This is a genomic window from Labrys monachus (assembly GCF_030814655.1).
GTDB lineage: Bacteria > Pseudomonadota > Alphaproteobacteria > Rhizobiales > Labraceae > Labrys > Labrys monacha.
Window position 1 is genome coordinate 1,289,920 of record NZ_JAUSVK010000001.1, and the last position, 18,898, is coordinate 1,308,817.

Genomic DNA, 18,898 nt, shown 5'->3' on the forward strand with positions numbered 1-18,898 from the left:
GCGAGCCATGGCAAAGCGATTGATCTTCAACGGCTTCTCCATGAATGCCGTCTCCCATGTCTATCACGGGCTCTGGCGGCATCCGCTGACGGCGCAGACGCGCTTCAACGATCTGGATACCTGGGTCGCACTGGCCCGGCTGCTGGAAAAGGGCAAGTTCGACGCCCTGTTCGTCGCCGATATCCTGGGAGTGGACGCCGTCTACAAGGGGTCCTGGGACACCTATATCAAGGAAGCGGTGCAGATCCCGATCAACGATTCCGGCGTGCTGGTCGGGGCGCTGATCCAGTCGACGCAACATCTGGGACTGACGCTGACGAGCTCCATCCTGCAGGAGCACCCCTTCAACTTCGCCCGCAAGCTCTCCACCCTCGACCATCTGAGCAAGGGGCGGGTCGGCTGGAACATCGTCACCAGCGTCAGCCACAATGCGGCGCAGAATTTCGGCTTCGACCGCATCGTGCCGCATGACGAGCGCTACCGGTGGGCGGAGGAATATGTCGATGTCGTCTACAAGCTGTGGGAGGGCTCCTGGGACGACGATGCCGTCATCGACGACAAGGCCGGCAACATCTATGCCGATCCCGACCGGATCCACCGCATCCACCATCAAGGCCAGCGCTACAAGGTCCTGGGTCCGCATCTGAGCCAGCCCTCCCGGCAGCGCACGCCGGTCCTCTTCCAGGCGGGCTCCTCGCGGGCCGGCCGGGCCTTCGCCGCCCGCCATGCCGAAGGCACCTTCATCGCCGCCGTCAATCCGCAGGGCGCCCGCCGGCAGATCGACGAGACCCGGGCCCTGGTCAGGGCCTCCGGCCGCGACGCCGACGATCTCCTCTTCGTGCAGGGTATGTCCTTCGTGGTCGGCGGCACCGAGGAAGAGGCGCGGCGCCGGGCGCGCGAGCTGGAGCAGGACGTCAGCGTCGACGGGCTGCTCGCCCATATCAGCCGCGATCTCGGCATCGATCTCGGCCTCCTGGATCCCAACCGGCCGGTCGAGGAGCTGGAGATCGAGGGCGTCCAGGGCATCATCCGCGCCTTCGAGGAGGGCAACCCGGGCAAGCGTGCCACGGTGGCCGATCTCGGCCGCGCCTATGCCCTCAGCAGCCAGGTCGTCGGGACGCCCGAAACCATCGCCGACCAGCTCGGCGAATGGCAGGCGGCCGGCATCGACGGCGTCAACCTGATCTACCACACGACGCCCGGCTCCTTCGCCGATTTCATCGAGAACGTGACGCCCGTCCTCCAGAAGCGGGGGCTCGCCCAGACCGACTATGCCGAAGGCAGCCTGCGCGAGCGCCTGTTTCCCGGCCGTCCTGGCCGCCTCGTCGACCGCCATCCGGCCGCGCGCTACCGCGGCGCCTTCGCGGGTCCTGGCGACCGCAGCCAGCCGGCTGCGTAGCGAGGATCGACAGATGCGCAAGCGATTGATCTTCAACGCCTTTTCGATGAATGCCGTCTCCCATGTCTATCACGGGCTCTGGCGTCATCCGCAGACGCGCCAGACGGAGCTCAACCAGCTCTCGACCTGGGTCGAGCTCGCCGGGATCCTCGAGAAAGGCCGCTTCGACGCCCTGTTCCTGGCCGATGTGATCGGGGTCGACAAGGGGCACAACGGCAGCTGGGACGTCTATCTGAAGGAGGGCATCCACTTCCCCGCCAATGATCCGTCCGTCCTGGCGGCGGCGCTCATCGGCGCGACGACGAATCTCGGGCTGACCTTCACGAGCTCGATCCTGCAATCCCATCCCTTCGATTTCGCGCGGCGGGTGTCGACGCTGGACCATTTGAGCGGCGGGCGCGTCGGGTGGAACATCGTCACGACGACGAGCCGCAACGCCGCCGCCAATTTCGGCTTCGACGAGCCGGTCCCGCACGACGAGCGTTACCGCTGGGCGGACGAATATGTCGAGGTCGCCTACAAGCTGTGGGAAGGATCCTGGGACGACGACGCGGTGCGGCTCGACAGGACGGCGCAGGTCTACGCCGATCCCACGCGCATCCGGACCATCGATCATGTCGGGCCGCGCTACCGCGTGGCGGGACCGCATCTCACCAGCCCGTCGCCGCAGCGCACGCCGGTGCTGATCCAGGCCGGATCGTCCAGGGCGGGGCGCGCGTTCGCGGCCCGCAACGCCGAGGCGACCTTCGTGGTCTGCCTCACCCCGGAGGCCGCGCGCTCGGCCATCGCCGATATCCGGGTGGAACTGGCGAAGGCCGGCCGCCGGCCCGAGGACCTCCTGTTCTTCCAGGGGCTGTCCTTCGTGGTGGGGAGCACCGAGGAGGAGGCCTGGCGCAAGGCGCGGGCCATCGACGACTATGTGAGCACCGACGGCCTCGCCGCCCATGTCGGGCGGGACCTCGGCATTGATTTCGGTCTTCTCGATCCGCAAAAGCCGGTTGCCGACTACAAGATCGAGGGGCTGCAGGGCTTCACGCAATTCTTCGAGGAAGCCAATCCCGGCAAGCGGGCCCGCCTCGTCGATCTGGTGACGGCGATGTCCTATAACGGGCGCATCGTCGGCACGCCGGAGCAGATCGCCGACCGCCTCGAAGACTGGCAGGATGCCGGCATCGACGGCGTCAACGTCGCCTACCAGACCACGCCGGGCTCCTTCGTCGACTTCATCGACCACGTCATGCCGGTGCTGCGCGAACGGGGCCTCGCCCAGCGCGACTACGCCCCCGGCACCTTGCGCGAGCGCCTCTTCCCGGGGCGCCCGGCCTTCCTGGCGAGAAACCATCCCGCCGCCCGCTTCCGCCACCCGCAGCGCCAAGCTGCCGAATAGATCCTGTCAACAAGGGAGAACAGCCATGACGACGGTTCTGGATGCAGCAATCGGACAGCCCCTGTCGCGGTTGCCCGTGCCCGATGTCGCCGCCTTGCCGGATGACGTGAGGAAGATCGTCGACGCACATCATCGGGAGAATTGGGTGCGTTCGCTCTCGCTGAACGGCGAGACCGTGCATCGCTTTGCCGGCTATTTCGAAAGTCTGTTCTCGCCGCGGGGCCGCCTGCCGCTGCAGGAGCGCGAATTGATCGCGGTGATCGTCTCCGCGGCGAATGGCTGCGGCCTGTGCACCGTCCATCACACCCGCGCGCTCGGCGACGTGCTGGACGACCACGCCCGTGCGCAGCGTATCGCGCTCGACGATCATCTCGTCCCGCTTTCGAAGCGCGAGCGAGCCCTGGCGGACCTCGCACGGAAGATCACGCAGTCACCCAAGGCCGTGGGCGAGAAGGATTTCGCGACCCTGCGCGACGCAGGCCTGTCCGATGCCGACATCCTCGAAGCCGTCGAGACGAGCGCCTGGTTCAATCACACCAACCGCATCTTCATCTCGCTCGGCGTCGTGCCGGACGACAAGTTCTTTCCGGCCTGAACCGCAGTCCGTTCCCCCCCAATCTTCGATCGACAGGAGGATCTCGTGCCCATCAGGACGAACCCGCTCGCCTTCGGCGATCTCGGCGAAAAGCGCGTCGTCGACGCCCATCTCGACCGGCTCGACACGCGCGGCGTTTCGCGCCGCGACTTCCTGGCGCTGGCTTCGGCCGGGGTCGCCGCGGGTGCGGCGGCCGGGCTGCTCGGCAGCTCCTCGGTCGCCGTCGCCGCGCCATCCGGCAAGCTCGCCTATCTCGCATGGACGAGCCGCGTGGAGTTCATGGTGCAGGCCAGCAAGGCGACGCAGGCCGCCGCGAAGGCCTTCGGCCTCGGCTACAGCTATCTGGACGGCCAGATCGACAGCCAGCGCCAGCTCAACCAGGCCGAGGAGCAGTTCAACGTCGGCGCCAACGCCATCATCCTGCATGCGCCGGACGGCAGCGCCGTCAAGCGCATCGCCCAGCTCGCCGAACAGAACAAGGCCTATTTCTCGAATGTCTGGGCGACGCTGCCCTGGTTCACGCCGTTCGACGCCAGCGAATACTACGCCCTCTATGCGGTGCCCGAGGAGTTCTCGGCCCATCGCGGCGTCACCGAGGTGCTGCTCAGGACTGTGACGGAGAAGTTCGGCGGCGGCAAGATCCTCGGCGTTACCGGCGTGCCGGGCTTCTCCACCGATTCGGTGCGTAGCCGCGGGCGGGACGAGGCCTTCAAGGCTTTCCCCAAGACCCAGCTGGTCGACCAGCTTCCGGGCCTGTTCAACCGCGAGGACTCCCTCAAGGCGACACAGGCTCTCCTTGCCCGGCACAACGATATCGTGGGGGTCGTCGCCCAGAACGACGACGTGGCGCAGGGCGTCATCGCCGCCCTGCGCAGCGCCGGCCTGCGGGCGGGCGAGGACGTGCTGGTGGTGGGCGCGGACGGCACCGCCGAAGGCGCGCGCGCCATCAAGAGCGGCGTACAGCTCGCCACCAGCGCGAACTGCCCCGCCTTCCAGGCCGGTTTCTTCACCGCCTATCTCTACGACGTGCTCAACGGCTGGAAGCCGCGCGCCTCCGAGAGAATGCTGAACTGGCATTCGGTCATCACGACGCAGAGCAATGTCGACGTCTACCTCAAACGCTATGTCGACAATGGCGATGTGCTGCCCTTCGACTACCGCCGGATGTCCAAGGTCGCCCATCCCGCCGATTGGGACCCGCAGGGAGAGATCACGCCGCTCGACATCGACGTGGAATGGGCGGGCCTGCCCAAGCCCGAGGGGTGGACCTATCCCAAGGCCTATATCGATGCGAAGACCAACGGCGAATGGGATGCGGTGAAGAAGGAATACAGCGAGCATTACAAGATTCCCTTCTTTGGTCCGTCGCCGAATGCCTGACTCAGCCGCTTTGCCCAGCCGGCAGGCACCCATCGTCATCGTGGGCGGCGGCCTCAGCGGGGCCCTGCTGGCGGCGCGCCTGCTCGAAGCGCCGGGCCGGCGTGACGTCCTCGTCGTCGACGATGCGGGGCCGCCGGGCCGCGGCCTCGCTTATTCGGGCCGCAGCCGCCTGCATCTCGTCAATGCCAATGCCGGCAGGATGAGCGCCGATCCGGCCGATGCCGCCCATTTCACGCGATGGCTCGAGCGCTTCGTCCGCAAGGGCGGCTGGCCGGAAGCGCCCGAGGGGCCGGCGAGCGACCTGTTCGCGCCCCGCTCCGTCTACGGCCTCTATATCCAGGAAGTCCTGGCGGAAGCCGTGACCGCCAATGCGCGCCACGGGCGCCGGTTCGAGTGGGTGAGGGCCAGGGCGGCGGATATCGAGGAGAAGCGGGACGGCTTGCGGGTCCGGCTCTCCGACGGCTCGGCCCTGGCGGCATCCGTCGCGGTGCTCGCGACGGGTATCTTCTCGCGAAGCCGCGCGACGGACGGGGCGCGATCCTCCCGGCGGCTGCTCGATCCCTGGGCCATGGACGCCGGCGACGTCCCCGGGCCGGAGGCGCGCATCGCCATCATCGGCGCCGGCCTCACCATGGTGGATGCCGTGGTGTCGCTGCAGTCGGCGGGGTACCGGGGGGCGATCGACGTCGTCTCCCGCCACGGGCTGAGACCCCATCCGCGACGGCTGCCGCCCGACTGGATCGATTTTCTCGCCGGGCGGCCGCATCTGGCGACGGCGCGCGCCCTCACGCGCGCGGTTCGCGCCGAATGCGAGGCGGCGATGGCGGCCGGCGAGGATTGGCAAGGCCCCCTCGACACCGTCCGCGCCCATGTCGGCCGGCTGTGGGGCGGGGCGAGCGATCGGGAACGCCGCCGGTTCCTCCGCCATGTCCGTCCCTTCTGGGAAAGCCATCACCACCGTTCGCCGCCGGCGGCCGGATCGATCGTCGACGGCCTCGCCCAGGCGGGGCGGCTGCACCACCTGGCGGGCGAGGTCCGGGCGATCGACGTCTTGGGAAAACGCCCGGCTCTGACGATACGCCTGCGCGGAACGGCGGATACGTCGATCCGGGTCTACGACGCCGTCGTGGTGTCCAGCGGCGTGGATTACGACTGGCGGCAAGTCGGGCAGGCGCTGCCGCAGAATCTGCTGAGGGGCGGAACGGTGCGGCCGGGGCCCCTGGGGCTGGGTATCGATGCGACAGCGGATTATCGCGTCGTCGGCCGCGGCGGCGTGGCGTCTGACCGGCTGTTTGCGCTCGGCCCGCCCCTGCGCGGGCTGTGGTGGGAAAGCACGGCGGTCGCCGACATCGCGCGCCAGGCCTGCGAACTCGCCGCCGCCCTGGCGGCGACGGCATCGGCGCTCGCATCGGAGGATCGAGCCTGAAGGGCACCGGCATTCCCTCTGCCTCGCTTGCACCGCAAGGCAGAGGGCGCCCGCCGTGCGGTCAGAATTCGGCGTCGATGTCGACGACGTCGATCAGCTTGTGGTTGACGAACTCCTTGATGCCGAGACCCAGCAATTCGCGGCCATAGCCGGAGCGGCGAATGCCGCCGAAGGGCAGGTCTGCCTTGACCATGGTCGGATGGTTGACGAACACCATGCCGGTCGAGATCTTCTCGGCCACCTTGGCGCCGTGCTCGGTGTCCGAGGTGAACACGGAGCCGCCCAGGCCGAACGGCGAGTCGTTGGCGATGCGCACGGCGTCGTCCTCGTCCTTGGCGCGGAACAGCATGGAGACGGGGCCGAAGAATTCCCAGTAGCGCGCCGGATTGTCCTCGCCGATGTCGGTCAGGATCGTCGGCTGCACGAAGGCGCCCTGGTTCGGGACATCGGGGCCGACTTCCGTCGCCGTGGCGCCGTGGGAGACGGCCAGGCGGATCTTGGCTTTGAGGTCGTCGGCCGCCGCCTGCGAGGAAAGCGGCGCCAGGGTGGTCTCGGGGTTGAACGGATCGCCCGCCTTCAGGCCCGCCACGCCGGTTTTGTAGCGTTCCAGGAAGCGATCATAGACCTCGTCGACGATGATCATCCGCTTGGACGACACGCAGACCTGCCCGCCGTTCCAGTGCCGGCCGAAGACCGCCCATTTGGTCGTCTTCTCCAGATCGGCATCGGCCAGCACCACGAAGGCGTCGGCGCCGCCGAGTTCCATGGTCGACTTCTTCAGCGCCTTGCCGGCCTGGGCGGCGATGATCGCGCCGGCGTCTTCCGAGCCGGTGAGGGCGACGCCGTGGACGCGCGGATCGTTGAGGATGCGCTCGACCTGCGTACGCGTGGCGTAAAGGTTCTGGAAGGCGCCCTCGGGCAGGCCGGCCTCGCGCATCAGCCTCTCGAACGCCGCGGCGCTCTGGGGAACGTTCGACGCGTGCTTGAGCAGCATCGTGTTGCCGGCGGACAATTGCGGCGCGATGATGCGGGCGATCTGGTAATAGGGGAAGTTCCACGGCTCGATGCAGAGCAGCACGCCCAAGGGATCGTGCACGATCCTCGCCTTGCCTTCGGCCGCGCTGGCCACCGGCAGTTCCTGCGGGGCCAGAAGGGTTTCGGCATTGCGGGCATAATATTCGAGGATGTTCGCTGACAGCTCCACTTCGGCCCGGGCCTCGGCGAAGAGCTTGCCCATCTCGATGGTGAGCAGCTTGGCGTAGGGGTCGATATCCTTGCGCAGCAGATCGGCGGCGGCCTGCATCACCTTGGCGCGCTCGGCGAAGGTCGTTTCCTTCCAGGCCAGGAACGCATCATGGGCGTTTGCGACAGCCTGCTCGACTTCGGCGTCGGTGGCGTCCGGAAACGTCTTCAGGACTTCGCCCGTATAGGGATTCGTCGTTGCATATGCCATGATAGCTATTCCTTTCGATGAATCGGATCTCTGAAAATCAGGCACGATCCGGTGGCTGATCGTTCCGCAGTCTGTCACCCCGGCCTTCCCCGGCGCTTGATACGGATCAAGATCAGGCGGTCCGGACGCAAATTCCCGGACGGGCGTGCTCCGCATCACGCGCCGGCGCTTCCGGCCGCCCCTCCCCGAGGGGCGCGACGAAAAATGCTGGGGAAAATTCGCGATACCCGCGGCACCGGCGGCGCGGCGTGAGAATGATAGCGGATTGCAAGTGACGGTAAGGGAATGCCTGTGACGCGTGAGTATGAAGCCGAGGACTACGAGATCAACATCCGCGCCGCGGAACGGTCCCACGACGATCAGGCCCGGTCCCTGGCTGCGATGCAGGCCACCGTCATCCGTCTGGGCAGCGAAGCGCTGCGGGTTGCGGCCCTCGCCAGCGGCGGGTCCGCCGCCGCCATGCTGGCCTTCATCTGCTCGCTGGTCGCCAATGGAAATGCCGAACTGGCTTCCTGGCTGCCCTGGTCCCTCCGGGCATTCGTCATCGCGATTCTATGCGCCTGCGTCGGCTTCGGCACGACCTACTTCGCCCAGCTGTTCCATACGGGAGCCCTGAAGCGGCAGACCTATGTGTGGGAATATCCCTATGTCGAGAACGCCCCGGGCTCCGCCTTCCGCGCGCGGCTCGGCACCACCTTCAATCTCCTCACGGCGGTGCTGACCATCGCGTCCTATGTCGCGCTCGCCGTGGGCTATCTCGCGGCCTATCGCGCCATCGGTATCGTCGGGTTCAAATAGCCGGAGCGGCCGGACCTGCGCTCAAGCGCCCGGCGCGGCCCGTCCGCCGCTCTCGGCGGCCTTCTCGATCGCCGCGATGAGGCGATGGACCTGCACGGCATCGTCGAAGGAGGGGGCCGTGCGGGTGCCTTCGCGCAGATCCGCCGCCATCCTCGCATAGAGGCGGGCGACGTTGCCCGGCACGACGTCGGCGGGCCAGCCCGAGCGGTAGGAGGCGGGTATTTCCAGCGGCCGCATCGCCTCGCCGTCGCCGCGGGCGCCCTCCAGCGACAATTGCACCATCTGGGTATGCCCGGACGGACCGGTGACGCGGATGTCGCCCTCGGTGCCGTTGATCTCCCAGTCGAGGCCCCTGTCGCGGGCCGGGCCGCCGCGGTAATGGATGGAAACCGACGCGCCGCTCCGCAGCAGGCCGCTGACCAAGACCTGGTCATGGGCCGTCATCGGCAGCATCGCGCCGGTGTCGCGCGCCAGGACCGATCGGCGCCTGTTGGCCAGCACCGCCGAAAGCTCGGCGACGTCGCCGAGCACGTCCCGAAGCGCCGCCAGCGTGTGGCCGAGCGGGATCGTCAGCATGGTGGCGCCGTTGGCGCGGTCGAGCAGATAGGCGCCGGTCGCCGTGCTGTCGATCGAAGCACCCCAGCCGCGGCCCCAGGCCGTCAGCGTCGTCGACAGCACCTCGCCGACGAAGCCGTCGGCGACCAGCCGCCCCAGATACTCGATCTCGGGGGCGACACGGGCCTGGGTGCCGACGACGCCGAGAACGCCTCGCTGCCGGGCGAGCGCCGCCATCTCTTCCGCCTCGGCAAGACCGTTGCCGAGCGGCCACTCGCAATAGACATGCTTGCCCGCCTCGATCGCCGCCTTCACCAAGGCGTGGTGGTGCGGTACTTTCACGGTGACGGCGACGATATCGATGTCGGGCGAAGCGACCAGCGCGTCGACGTCGGCGAAGGCGCGGGGAATGCCGCAGGCCTCCGCCGCAGCCTGCGCGCTGGCAAGGCTCGAATTGGCAACGCCGACGATTTCGTAATCTTCCGGCAGGGCGCGGAGCGCCGGGACATGGGCGCGTGCCGCCCAGCTCCGGCCCGGCTGCAGGCCGATGATGCCGACCCGGAAGCGCTGTTCAGCCATGGGTGATGTCCTTCTTCGCCGGGGCGATGCCCCGCTTCATATGCTGCCGCCGTCCGCGCCGTCGTCGCCGTCCCGGAGGTAGCCGTGGGCGAACACCGCCTCGAGGGCGCGGCGCGTGGTGCCGTAGGCGTCGGCCTTGTCGAGCACCCAGGCGATGCCGAGCGCGCCGAGGAACAGTTCGTTGGCCGTGACCGATCTCCGCGCATGGCCATGGCTCTGCGCCCGCGCGAGAAACTCGCCGGTGATGGTGACGAGCGTGTCGCAGGAGAGGGCGAGGGGCGAGGCCCGTTCCTTCACCGCGGCGAGGACCGGAGCCGGCAGGCCGTTGAAGGTGCGCAGGTAATCCTGCAGCGCGGTGAGCCATGTGTGGAGGGCCGCGTCGGCGTCGGCGATGCCGCGGGCCTGCCGGGATGTCTCCAGCAATTCGAGCTGGTGTTCGCGCAGGGCGGCTTCGAGCAAAGCTTCGCGCGAGGGAAAATGGCGGTAGAGCGTGCCGGCCCCGACACCGGCGGCCTTGGCAATGTCCTCCAGAGAGGCCCCGATGCCGTGGGAGGTGAAATGGTGCACGGCCGTGCGCAGGATGCGGTCGCGATTGCGCCGCGCATCCGCCCGCAGGCCGGATCGGTCGTCGTTCGGAGCATCGAGGCTCATGGCTGTTCCCGGTGCCGCATCGGATTGACACAATATGGAGGCAGCCTCCATATAGCGTCAAGGAAAATGGAGATCGCCTCCGTTTTCAGCGCGGGGACGATCGGGCCGAGGGTCCGGCGCTGCTCCGTCGATCCAATCGGGAGTCGGCCATGACGGCACTGTCCATCCTCGAACTCGTCCGCGTCACCGAAGAGACCGATGCGCGCGGGGCGCTCGACAATGCCCGCGATCTCGCCGCCCACGCCGAGAAATGGGGCTATCGCCGCATCTGGGTGGCGGAGCATCACAACATGCCGGGCATCGCCAGCGCCGCCACCTCGATCGTGCTCGCCCATATCGCGGCGGGCTCCGACACCATCCGCGTGGGGGCGGGCGGCATCATGCTGCCCAACCACGCGCCCTATGTCATCGCCGAGCAGTTCGGCACGCTGGCGCGCCTGTTTCCCGGGCGGATCGACCTCGGGCTCGGCCGCGCACCGGGCACCGACCAGCTCACGCTGCGCGCCTTGCGCCGCTCGCCCGAGGCGGCGGATAATTTTCCGCAGGACGTGCTGGAATTGCAGGCCTTCCTCGGGCCGGTGGCGTCCGGCCAGCGCATCCAGGCCGTGCCGGCGGCGGGAACCGCGGTTCCCCTGTGGATCCTCGGATCGAGCACTTTCGGCGCGATGCTTGCGGCCGAGTTCGGGCTGCCCTACGCGTTCGCCTCCCATTTCGCGCCCGACCTCCTCCTCGAAGCGCTGGAAATCTATCGCAGCCGCTTCAAGCCGTCCGAGCAGCTCGACCGGCCCTATGCGATGGTCGGCGTCAACGTCGTCGCCGCCGGGACCGATGCCGAGGCGCGCCGTCTGGCGACCACCCAGCAGATGTCCTTCGCGGACATCTTCCGCGGCGCGCGCGGCCTGAGCCGGCCGCCCATCGACGATATCGAGAGCTATTGGTCGCCGATGGAGAAGGCGCAGGCGATGCGGATGCTGGCCCGGTCCATCGTCGGCTCGCCGGCGACGGTGCGCTCGGGCATGGAAGCGCTCGTGGCCGAGACCGGGGCCGACGAACTCATCGTCGTGTCCGACGTCTACGACCATGCGACACGGCTGCGTTCGTTCGAGTTGATCGCCGAGGCGGGAGATGCGGGGAGCAAAGGCTCGATCTGATCGGCGGGCTCCGCCCCGGATCGGGTTTGCCTGGTGCGGGCCCGTGTTTTTCGTTGCGCCATGACGCGCCTACGATCTACTAAAATAGTAGATCAATGGAGCGCAGCCATGCCGGACCGGCCTGTCCCCGCAGCGAACGGACACCTGCTCATCATCGGGGGCGGAGCCAGCGGCGTGCTGATGGCAGCGCATCTGTTGCGCAGCCGCCAGCCGGCCCTGCGCGTCACCCTGGTCGAAAAAAGCCCGGAACTGGGCGCCGGCATCGCCTATGGCACCAGCCATCCCGACCATCTGCTCAATGTCCGCGCCGCCAATATGAGCGCCTATCCCGACGATCCCGTGCATTTCTGGCGCTGGGTCGCCGAGCACAGCAGCGCCGATTGCCCGGATCCGCAGTCCTTCGCGCCGAGAAGGCTCTTTCGCGACTATCTCTCGGACCTCCTGGGACCGCATCTGGTGCAGAAGCCGGGCACCAAGCGGCTGGCCATCATCCATGACGAGGTGGTCGGCCTCGAGGAAACGCCGGAGGGCCTCACGGCGCGCTTCGCCGGCCGGGAGCCGATTCGGGCCGATATCGCCATCCTCGCGACGGGCAACGAAGGACCGAAATTGCCGCCGGCACCCTGGCGCTTCGACGGCTGGTTCGACATCCCGTCCGCCGCCCTCTCGCCGGACGCGGACGTGGCCATCATCGGCACCGGCCTCACCATGACCGATCGTGTCCTGTCCCTGCTGCATGCCGGCCACAGAGGCCGCATCGTCGCGATATCGCGGCACGGATTGCTGCCGCAGAGGCACAGGCCGGTTCCCGTGCTTCGGCTCGACGCCGCCGACATACCCTATGGCGCCGGCATGTCCTATCTCACGCATTGGCTGCGACGGCTGGTCAGGGACCATCAGGCGAGGGGTGGGGACTGGCGTAGTGTCGTCGACGGTTTGCGTCCGCACAGCCAGACCCTTTGGCGCAGCCTGACACAGGAAGCGAGGCGGCGTTTCCTGCGTCATGCCCGCACCTGGTGGGACACGCATCGCCACCGCATGGCGCCGGCCGCCGCCGATCGCATCGAGGAGGCGCGGCGGACGGGGCAGTTGACGGTGATCGCCGGCCGGGTCACGGGCTTCGAGCCGGGTGCCGACGGTGTCGTCCTGCGCTACGTCGCACGCACGGGGCAGCGGGAGCGGCATCTGCACGCCGGCGCGGTGTTCGAGTGCCGCGGCCGGGCGTCCGACATCCGCGCGACGGAGAACCCGGTGCTGCGGCAATTGCTCGCCGCCGGGTCGGTCAGGCCGGATCCGCTCGGCCTGGGTCTCGACGTCGGCGAGGATTGCGCCGCCGTAAGGCGGGACGGCACCATGTCGGGACGGATCTACGCCGTCGGCCCGGTCACCTCGGGGGTCTTCTGGGAGATCGTCGCCGTGCCCGATATCCGCCAGCAGGCGGCGATGCTGGCGGGCAGGCTGCTCGGCCACGCCGGATCCCGCTGAGACCGCTCTGCCCTGCCGCGTCGGATCGCCGGACGGTGAAGTCCGGGGCCGCCCATTGCATCGGAGCACGCACGGAGCCTGTCGAACGTCGTTTTTTGGCGCCTGCTGCTTCGGCGGAAGCATTTCAGTCTATAAATACTGTAGACTTATTGCCGTCGCCGATTAAGATACCTGTCGTCGATGAGGTCCGGCCTGGAGATGGTTCCGCCGGATTCGCGTGAGGGGTCCGATGTCGTCCTGTCTTATCTCGATAATTTCGGAACAAGGCGGCTCGCCGAGGGCCGCCGCTCGGAACGGGACAGGGGAACCGGCGGCCTGACGGCATGGTCATCGGCGCCCGCCCGGGGGGCCGGCCTCCGGCATCAGGGAAGCCGCCATCGCGACATCGCCGTTGCCGTGAACGCCAAGTTTCGGAAAGATGCGGGCTCGTTCGAACGAAGACCCGCCGGATTGCCTACAACCTCGATGTGTTTGGAGAGACAGGATGATGAAAGCAACACGACGCCAGGCCATGCTGCTGGGCGCCGGCTTCGGTGCGACGGTGCTGGCCGGAGCCCTGGCAGATGGCAGCCGGACGCCGGCCCATGCGGCGGAGGGCACCCTCGCCAAGATCAAGGCGCGCGGACGCCTGATCGCCGGCATCGCCAATGAGCAGCCCTATGGCTATGTGGATGCCAACGGCAAGCTCACGGGCGCCAACATCGACGTGCTGCGGGCCGTCGTGGCGCCGCTCGGCATCACCCAGATCGAAGCGCCCATCGTCGATTTCGGCGCGCTGGTGCCGGGCCTCGCCGCCGACCGTTTCGATGTGATCGGCGCCGGCCTCTTCATCCGCCCGGCGCGCTGCAAGGTCATCGCCTTTTCCAATCCGGTGACCCGTTCCGGAGGGGCGTTCCTGGTCAAGGCGGGCAATCCGCTTGGGCTGCACAGCCTGAAGGACGTCGCCGCCAAGAAGAACGCCAGGTTCGGCACGCAGTCCGGCAGCAACCAGGTGCAGGAAGCCAAGGATGCCGGCATCGAGGCCGATCGCGTCTCGCTGTTCGACAAGGACAACGAGGCGCTCGCCGCGCTGCAGGCCGACCGCATCGATGTCGTTTATTTTCCCGACGTCGAAATCGCCGGCCTCCTGAAGACGGCCAACGATCCGAAGATCGAACGCGCCTTGCCGTTCGACCAGATCCCGGGCCCCGACGGCAAGCCGAGCTTCAACTATCATGCTTTCGGCCTGCCCAAGGGCGACAAGGAATTCGCCGACGCCTTCAACGCCGAACTGAAGAAGCTGCGCACCTCCGGCCGCCTGCTCGAACTCCTCAAGCCCTATGGCTACACGGAAAACGAGCTGCCGCCCGAGGACGTGACGGCCGAGCAGGTCTGCGCCGGCTGAGGCCGTGAAGCCGTTCGTCGCGGCATTCGCATCCCGGGCCTTGCTGCCCGGCGGCGTTTCGCCGCCCGCTCGTCGAGACGGCCGCCATCCCTTCGCTCCGCATCGCGGGGAGAAGGGATGGATGAGCGTGAGGGCGGGGGCGTGCGGGCCGACAGCCCGCCTATCGCTCCAGCACGGCGCGCAGGAAGGTCCGGGTCCTTTCGCTCGCCGGGTCGGTGAAGAGCCTTGCCGGCGGCGCATCCTCGACGATGCGGCCCTTCTCCATGAACAGCACCCGGTCGGCGACGTCGCGGGCGAAGTTCATCTCATGCGTGACCAGCAGCATCGTCATGCCGCTTTCGTGCGACAGAGCGCGGATGACGCCGAGGACCTCGCCGACCAGTTCCGGATCGAGGGCCGAGGTCACCTCGTCGAACAGCATCACCTGCGGCTGCATGGCGAGGGCCCGCGCGATCGCGACCCGCTGCTGCTGGCCGCCGGATAATTGCCTGGGATAGGCCGCCTCCCGGCCCGTCAGGCCGACGCTCGCCAGCAGTTCCGCCGCGCGAGCCTCCGCCTCGGCGCGGCGGAGGCCGAGGACGCGCATCGGCGCCTCCACGATATTGCCGAGCACGGTCATGTGCGGAAAGAGGTTGAACTGCTGGAAGACCATGCCGACGACGTGGCGCCGCTTCGCGTCCCGGCGTGCGAACCAGCCGCCGCCCGCCTTCTCGCCGACCGGCATGCCGGCGACTTCGATGCGGCCCTGCTGATAGGGTTCGAGCCCCTTGATCAGGCGCAGGATGGTCGATTTGCCGGACCCGCTCGGCCCGATGATGGCGAGCTTCTGCCCGGCAGGCACGGCGAGGTCGAGATTGTCGAGAATGAGCGTGTCGCCATAGAATTTGGACACGCCCGAGAAGCGCACGATCGGCATTTCGCCGGGCGGGGTCTCGGCAGCGGTTTCAGCCACGCAGGCGCCTTTCGATCGTGCGGAACAGGAAGGAAGCCGGCAGGCTCATGGCCAGGAAGATCAGCGCCAGCAGCGTGTAGGGCTCGTTGTAGCGGTAGGTCTCGCCGGCGATCTGCTTGACCACCTGCATCATCTCGGGAATGGTGATCACCGCGAGCAGGGGCGTGTCCTTGAACATGCCGATGAGGTAATTGCCGAGCACCGGCACCATCGGCGGAATCGCCTGGGGCAGGACAATGCGCAGCCAGGTGTCGCGCGGCGACATGTCGAGGGCGCCAGCGGCTTCCCATTGACCGCGCGGCACGCTGTCGATGCCGCCGCGATAGACCTCCGCGAGATAGGCGCTGTAGTTCAGCCCGAGGGCGAGGATGCCGGTGGTTATCGCCGTGAAGGTGAGGCCCCACAGCGGCAGGACGAAGAACAGGAAATAGATCTGCACGAGCAACGGCGTGTTGCGCATGAACTCGATATAGGCGGTGCAGGCGGCCCGCAGCGGCGCGTTGCCCGCCTGCCTCGCGACGGCGAGGAGGAGCCCGCCGAACAGGGCGGCGACGAAGCCGGCCAGCACGACTTCGAGGGTCACCACCGCGCCGCGCAGGAGGTCCGGCAGAATTTCGACGGCAAAGGAAAAGTCGAAATCCATCAATGCCCCCGTGCGCCGCGAAAGCGGCCGAGACGCTGCTCCAGCCGGCGGACGATCCGGCTCAGAGGATAGGCCATGACGAAATACAAGGCGAGCACGAGGCTCCAGACCAGCTGCTTCTGGCCGGTCGTCGTCACCATCTGGGTGCCCGCCGCGGTCAGGTCGGTCAAGGTGATGAGGGAGACGAGGGACGTCGCCTTCAGGAGCTCGATCAGCTGGTTGCCGAAGGGCGGCAGCATCAGCGGAATGGCCTGCGGCAGGATGATGCGCCGCAGCGTCAGCAGCGGCGGCATGTCGAGCGCTCTGGCCGCCTCCCATTGCGGCCGTTCGACGGATGAGATCGAAGTCCGCACCACCTCGGCCGCATAGGCCGAGGCGTTGAGGCCGAGCCCGATGACGGCGGTGGTCAGCGGGCTGATCTCGATGCCGAACAGCGGCAGGATGAAGAAGAGGTAGAACAACTGGACGAGTGCCGAGGTGCCGCGCAGGATCTCGACATAGGTCGCCGCGACGGCGCGCAGGATCCGGCTCGGGGCGAGGCGCATGAGGCCGGCGACGAAGGCCAGCGGGAGCGCCACGACCGCGGCCAACACGGTAACCTCGATCGTGACGCGCGCGCCTTTGAGCAGGAACCAGAGAAGGGCGTCAATCGTCATTGCATCACGGAATCGGAACGGGGCTCGGCATGCCCGGTGCTTATCGCATGTGGACTATTGATTTAATAGACTGGACGTGATGCAAACGGCTGGTCTCTTCGGGCGCGCATGCCTGCACCGTGCAGCTGCCGGCGCGAGCCCCCGGAAATGTTGGAGTCGTCTCTGCATGTCGTTCGTGGATCGTGAGCGGGCCTCCCGCCTGATGGCCGAGGCCGGCCTGGATGCGCTTGTCATCGCGGAGCCCGAGGGCTTTGCCTATATTACCGGCGTGTCGCAGGGCGTGCCGGCGCTGTTTCGCCGGGCCGGCGCCGGATTTGCCGTTCTCCCGGCCGATCCGCAGCAGCCGATCGGCGCGGTGATCGGCGATCTCTACGAAGAAGCCGCGCGCCGCCTGGTGCCGGAAGTGCGCGTCCATCCGCTGTGGATGGAGAATGCCGACCTGACCGGCATGCCCGAGGCGGGTCCGGTCGAGGCGCGCATCGCCTCGGCGTGGCGGAAGGCGGGCCGTCCGCCGGGTTTCGCCCGCCCCGCGACCTTCGACCTCCATCTGGCGCTGCAGGCGCTGGCGGATCTCCTGGCAAGCCTCGGCCTCGCGGGCGGGAGGCTCGGCCTCGACCTCGATTATGTGGCGGCGAGCGATGCCGCGGTGATCGGCGATGCGCTGGACGGCGCCGGCATCGCCAATGGCTCGCCGGTTCTCGACCGCATCCGCATGGTGAAGACGCCGGGCGAATTGTCCCGCCTCACCCTCGGCGTGGAACTGGCGGAAGCGGGGCTGCGCGCGATGGCGGCCTCGGTCGAGGCCGGCCACACCGCGGCCGACCTTCATGGGTTCTTCCTCGCCGGCGTCGAGGCCGAGGCGGCGCAGCGAAACATCAAGGCGCCGCCGTCCTGGGCCTATATCGCCGTCGGTCCCGACCCCTGGAACCCGAAGGGCCGCGTCGAGCGCGAAGCCGTCATCAAGGCCGATGTCGGCTGCGTCGTCGACGGCTACTCCTCCGATACGTCGCGGAACTATGTGTTCGGCGCGCCGACATCGGACCAGGCCCAGCTGCATCGCTCGATCGAGGCGGCCTTCACTGCGGGGCGCGAGTGGATCAGGCCGGGCGTGCCGCTGTCGGAGGTGCATCGGGCCGCCACCGCCGCCCTGGAGGAAGCGGGCCTCACCGGCTTCAGCAGGGGGCATTTCGGGCATGGCCTCGGCCATTCCCTGTTCTCCGAGCAATGGCCGTTCATCGCTGCGACCAGCACGACGCCGATCGAGCCCGGCATGGTGCTGGCTTTCGAGATTCCGATCTACGTCACCGGCGTCGGCGGTTTCAACCTGGAGGACCAGTTCCTGGTGACGCCGGACGGGCATCGTTCGATGAACACGCTTCCCCATCATCTCATCACCGTCGGACGGTAGGGCTCGCCCATGCAGCAGCAGATCATCGGCCGGCACCGCTCGCTCGCCTGGGGCACTCTGCGCTTTTCCTCGCCGGTGCTCGCGGACCTTGCGCTGCCCGTCTTCGAGATCGCCTCGGGCGTGCCGGGGCCGCGCCTCGCCATCATGGCCGGCATGCATCCGAACGAGGTTTCGAGCATGGAGGCGGCGCTGCGCCTCAAGGACGCCTTCGCGGACAGGCTCGACGCGGGTTCGGTGACGATCCTGCCGGTGGTCAACATGCCCGGCCTCTACCTCCATTCGGAATTCGTCTGTCCGGTCGACGGGAGGAACATCAACTTCTCCTTCCCCGGCCGCGCCGACGGCTCGTTCAGCGAGGTGCTCGCCCATGCCCTTCTCCATGAATGGGCCGGAGACGCCGACCTGCTGGTCGACCTCCATGGCGGCGACCTGCGCGAGGACGTCGCCAAATTCGTGATGTGCCAGATGACGGGCAGCGAGGAGTTCGACCGGCGCACGCGCGATTTCGCCCATTGCTTCGATGCCGATGTCGTCGTCGAGTTCGCGGCGGGGCAGACCAGCAACAGGGGCCGCGCCACCAATGAGCGTCCTTCTCTCGGCCGGCATGCGGTGATGGCGGAGGCGGGCGCCAACGGGCGCCTGGACGAGGCGTGCATCGCTTTCCATACCCAGGGCGTGCTGAATATCGCACGCCGGCTCGGGCTTGTCGGCGGCCCGCTCGTGCCCGGCGGCAGGGCGCGGCGCGTGCTGGACAATTTCGTCAAGATCGGCTCGCCGGCGAGCGGCCGCTTCTACCTCGAAGCCGATGTCGGGGACCATGTCGAGCGCGGCCAGCGGCTGGCGCGGCTGCGCGACCTCTACGGCGCCGAGATCGGCGAGATCCGCGCCCCCTTCTCGGGGCGCGTCGTCATGGTCGTCACCCACAACATCGTCGAGAAGGACGAATGGGTGATCAGCGTGGGCGAAGTCGTCCGGGAGTAGCGAGGACGATCGGCG

At 68.0% G+C, this 18,898-nt stretch carries 17 protein-coding genes; 11 read left to right on the forward strand and 6 right to left on the reverse strand.

The features are described from left to right. Positions 1 to 7 precede the first annotated feature (7 nt). The 5 genes from J3R73_RS05645 to J3R73_RS05665 are packed head-to-tail and all read left to right on the forward strand — an operon-like array spanning position 8 to position 6,187. Entirely contained in the window at positions 8 to 1,399 is a 1,392-nt protein-coding gene (locus J3R73_RS05645; RefSeq protein WP_307423514.1) for an NtaA/DmoA family FMN-dependent monooxygenase, read from the forward strand. Positions 1,400 to 1,412: 13 nt separating this feature from the next. After that, complete coding sequence (locus J3R73_RS05650) at positions 1,413 to 2,786, forward strand: NtaA/DmoA family FMN-dependent monooxygenase (protein ID WP_307423517.1); 1,374 nt, start codon at positions 1,413 to 1,415, stop codon at positions 2,784 to 2,786. Positions 2,787 to 2,811: 25 nt separating this feature from the next. Continuing rightward, positions 2,812 to 3,381 (forward strand): peroxidase-related enzyme, encoded by a 570-nt coding sequence (locus J3R73_RS05655; RefSeq protein WP_307423519.1) that lies wholly within the window; start codon positions 2,812 to 2,814, stop codon positions 3,379 to 3,381. Between the two features lie 45 nt (positions 3,382 to 3,426). Continuing rightward, the gene (locus J3R73_RS05660) at positions 3,427 to 4,761 is read left to right on the forward strand and encodes a sugar ABC transporter substrate-binding protein (protein ID WP_307423522.1); all 1,335 of its coding nucleotides are present in this window, start codon (positions 3,427 to 3,429) and stop codon (positions 4,759 to 4,761) included. Further along, positions 4,754 to 6,187 (forward strand): FAD/NAD(P)-binding protein, encoded by a 1,434-nt coding sequence (locus J3R73_RS05665; RefSeq protein WP_307423526.1) that lies wholly within the window; start codon positions 4,754 to 4,756, stop codon positions 6,185 to 6,187. Before J3R73_RS05660 ends, J3R73_RS05665 begins: the two co-directional genes overlap by 8 nt. Before the next feature lie 61 nt (positions 6,188 to 6,248). On the opposite strand, the gene J3R73_RS05670 is transcribed toward J3R73_RS05665, so the two are convergent. After that, positions 6,249 to 7,640 carry an NAD-dependent succinate-semialdehyde dehydrogenase gene (locus J3R73_RS05670; RefSeq protein WP_307423528.1) on the reverse strand — a complete coding sequence of 464 codons (1,392 nt, stop codon included), beginning with the start codon at positions 7,638 to 7,640 and terminating at the stop codon, positions 6,249 to 6,251. 285 nt (positions 7,641 to 7,925) lie between these two features. On the opposite strand from J3R73_RS05670, the gene J3R73_RS05675 reads away from it, so the two are divergent. After that, positions 7,926 to 8,438: a hypothetical protein gene (locus tag J3R73_RS05675; RefSeq protein WP_307423531.1), complete on the forward strand. Its 513-nt coding sequence runs from the start codon at positions 7,926 to 7,928 to the stop codon at positions 8,436 to 8,438. Between the two features lie 21 nt (positions 8,439 to 8,459). On the opposite strand, the gene J3R73_RS05680 is transcribed toward J3R73_RS05675, so the two are convergent. After that, positions 8,460 to 9,572: a Gfo/Idh/MocA family protein gene (locus tag J3R73_RS05680; protein ID WP_307423532.1), complete on the reverse strand. Its 1,113-nt coding sequence runs from the start codon at positions 9,570 to 9,572 to the stop codon at positions 8,460 to 8,462. Positions 9,573 to 9,608: 36 nt separating this feature from the next. Then, positions 9,609 to 10,223, reverse strand: a complete 615-nt coding sequence (locus J3R73_RS05685) for a TetR/AcrR family transcriptional regulator (RefSeq protein ID WP_307423534.1) — start codon at positions 10,221 to 10,223, stop codon at positions 9,609 to 9,611. A 149-nt stretch (positions 10,224 to 10,372) separates the two neighbouring features. Between J3R73_RS05685 and J3R73_RS05690 the strand changes: the two genes are divergently transcribed. From J3R73_RS05690 to ehuB, 3 genes are all read left to right on the forward strand, one after another. Next, the gene (locus tag J3R73_RS05690; RefSeq protein ID WP_307423537.1) at positions 10,373 to 11,374 is read left to right on the forward strand and encodes an LLM class flavin-dependent oxidoreductase; all 1,002 of its coding nucleotides are present in this window, start codon (positions 10,373 to 10,375) and stop codon (positions 11,372 to 11,374) included. Between the two features lie 108 nt (positions 11,375 to 11,482). Then, positions 11,483 to 12,859 (forward strand): FAD/NAD(P)-binding protein, encoded by a 1,377-nt coding sequence (locus tag J3R73_RS05695; RefSeq protein ID WP_307423540.1) that lies wholly within the window; start codon positions 11,483 to 11,485, stop codon positions 12,857 to 12,859. A 484-nt stretch (positions 12,860 to 13,343) separates the two neighbouring features. Then, positions 13,344 to 14,243, forward strand: coding sequence for an ectoine/hydroxyectoine ABC transporter substrate-binding protein EhuB (gene ehuB / locus J3R73_RS05700; RefSeq protein ID WP_307423543.1), 900 nt, complete (start codon positions 13,344 to 13,346; stop codon positions 14,241 to 14,243). Between the two features lie 160 nt (positions 14,244 to 14,403). Here ehuB and J3R73_RS05705 read toward each other — a convergent pair whose 3' ends face one another. From J3R73_RS05705 to ehuC, 3 genes are read right to left on the reverse strand one after another with little or no spacing between them, the layout of a single operon-like run. Then, positions 14,404 to 15,159, reverse strand: coding sequence for an amino acid ABC transporter ATP-binding protein (locus tag J3R73_RS05705; protein ID WP_307437120.1), 756 nt, complete (start codon positions 15,157 to 15,159; stop codon positions 14,404 to 14,406). Between the two features lie 28 nt (positions 15,160 to 15,187). Beyond that, positions 15,188 to 15,838 (reverse strand): ectoine/hydroxyectoine ABC transporter permease subunit EhuD, encoded by a 651-nt coding sequence (gene ehuD / locus J3R73_RS05710; RefSeq protein ID WP_307423546.1) that lies wholly within the window; start codon positions 15,836 to 15,838, stop codon positions 15,188 to 15,190. After that, on the reverse strand, positions 15,838 to 16,494 hold the full coding sequence (gene ehuC / locus J3R73_RS05715; RefSeq protein ID WP_307423549.1) for an ectoine/hydroxyectoine ABC transporter permease subunit EhuC: 657 nt from the start codon (positions 16,492 to 16,494) through the stop codon (positions 15,838 to 15,840). Before ehuC ends, ehuD begins: the two co-directional genes overlap by 1 nt. 166 nt (positions 16,495 to 16,660) lie before the next feature. Between ehuC and J3R73_RS05720 the strand changes: the two genes are divergently transcribed. Both J3R73_RS05720 and J3R73_RS05725 read left to right on the forward strand, forming a co-directional pair. Then, entirely contained in the window at positions 16,661 to 17,902 is a 1,242-nt protein-coding gene (locus J3R73_RS05720; RefSeq protein ID WP_307423552.1) for a M24 family metallopeptidase, read from the forward strand. A 9-nt stretch (positions 17,903 to 17,911) separates the two neighbouring features. After that, complete coding sequence (locus tag J3R73_RS05725; RefSeq protein WP_307423555.1) at positions 17,912 to 18,883, forward strand: succinylglutamate desuccinylase/aspartoacylase family protein; 972 nt, start codon at positions 17,912 to 17,914, stop codon at positions 18,881 to 18,883. Positions 18,884 to 18,898: the final 15 nt, after the last annotated feature.

Bases quoted from the DNA above. Each gene is read 5' to 3' on its own strand.
- J3R73_RS05645 (WP_307423514.1), top strand. From the start codon at position 8: ATGGCAAAGCGATTGATCTTCAACGGCTTCTCCATGAATGCCGTCTCC.
- J3R73_RS05650 (WP_307423517.1), top strand. From the start codon at position 1,413: ATGCGCAAGCGATTGATCTTCAACGCCTTTTCGATGAATGCCGTCTCC.
- J3R73_RS05655 (WP_307423519.1), top strand. From the start codon at position 2,812: ATGACGACGGTTCTGGATGCAGCAATCGGACAGCCCCTGTCGCGGTTG.
- J3R73_RS05665 (WP_307423526.1), top strand. From the start codon at position 4,754: ATGCCTGACTCAGCCGCTTTGCCCAGCCGGCAGGCACCCATCGTCATC.
- J3R73_RS05670 (WP_307423528.1), bottom strand. From the start codon at position 7,640: ATGGCATATGCAACGACGAATCCCTATACGGGCGAAGTCCTGAAGACG.
- J3R73_RS05675 (WP_307423531.1), top strand. From the start codon at position 7,926: ATGCCTGTGACGCGTGAGTATGAAGCCGAGGACTACGAGATCAACATC.
- J3R73_RS05680 (WP_307423532.1), bottom strand. From the start codon at position 9,572: ATGGCTGAACAGCGCTTCCGGGTCGGCATCATCGGCCTGCAGCCGGGC.
- J3R73_RS05685 (WP_307423534.1), bottom strand. From the start codon at position 10,223: ATGAGCCTCGATGCTCCGAACGACGACCGATCCGGCCTGCGGGCGGAT.
- J3R73_RS05690 (WP_307423537.1), top strand. From the start codon at position 10,373: ATGACGGCACTGTCCATCCTCGAACTCGTCCGCGTCACCGAAGAGACC.
- J3R73_RS05695 (WP_307423540.1), top strand. From the start codon at position 11,483: ATGCCGGACCGGCCTGTCCCCGCAGCGAACGGACACCTGCTCATCATC.
- ehuB (WP_307423543.1), top strand. From the start codon at position 13,344: ATGATGAAAGCAACACGACGCCAGGCCATGCTGCTGGGCGCCGGCTTC.
- J3R73_RS05705 (WP_307437120.1), bottom strand. From the start codon at position 15,159: ATGCCGATCGTGCGCTTCTCGGGCGTGTCCAAATTCTATGGCGACACG.
- ehuD (WP_307423546.1), bottom strand. From the start codon at position 15,838: ATGGATTTCGACTTTTCCTTTGCCGTCGAAATTCTGCCGGACCTCCTG.
- ehuC (WP_307423549.1), bottom strand. From the start codon at position 16,494: ATGACGATTGACGCCCTTCTCTGGTTCCTGCTCAAAGGCGCGCGCGTC.
- J3R73_RS05720 (WP_307423552.1), top strand. From the start codon at position 16,661: ATGTCGTTCGTGGATCGTGAGCGGGCCTCCCGCCTGATGGCCGAGGCC.
- J3R73_RS05725 (WP_307423555.1), top strand. From the start codon at position 17,912: ATGCAGCAGCAGATCATCGGCCGGCACCGCTCGCTCGCCTGGGGCACT.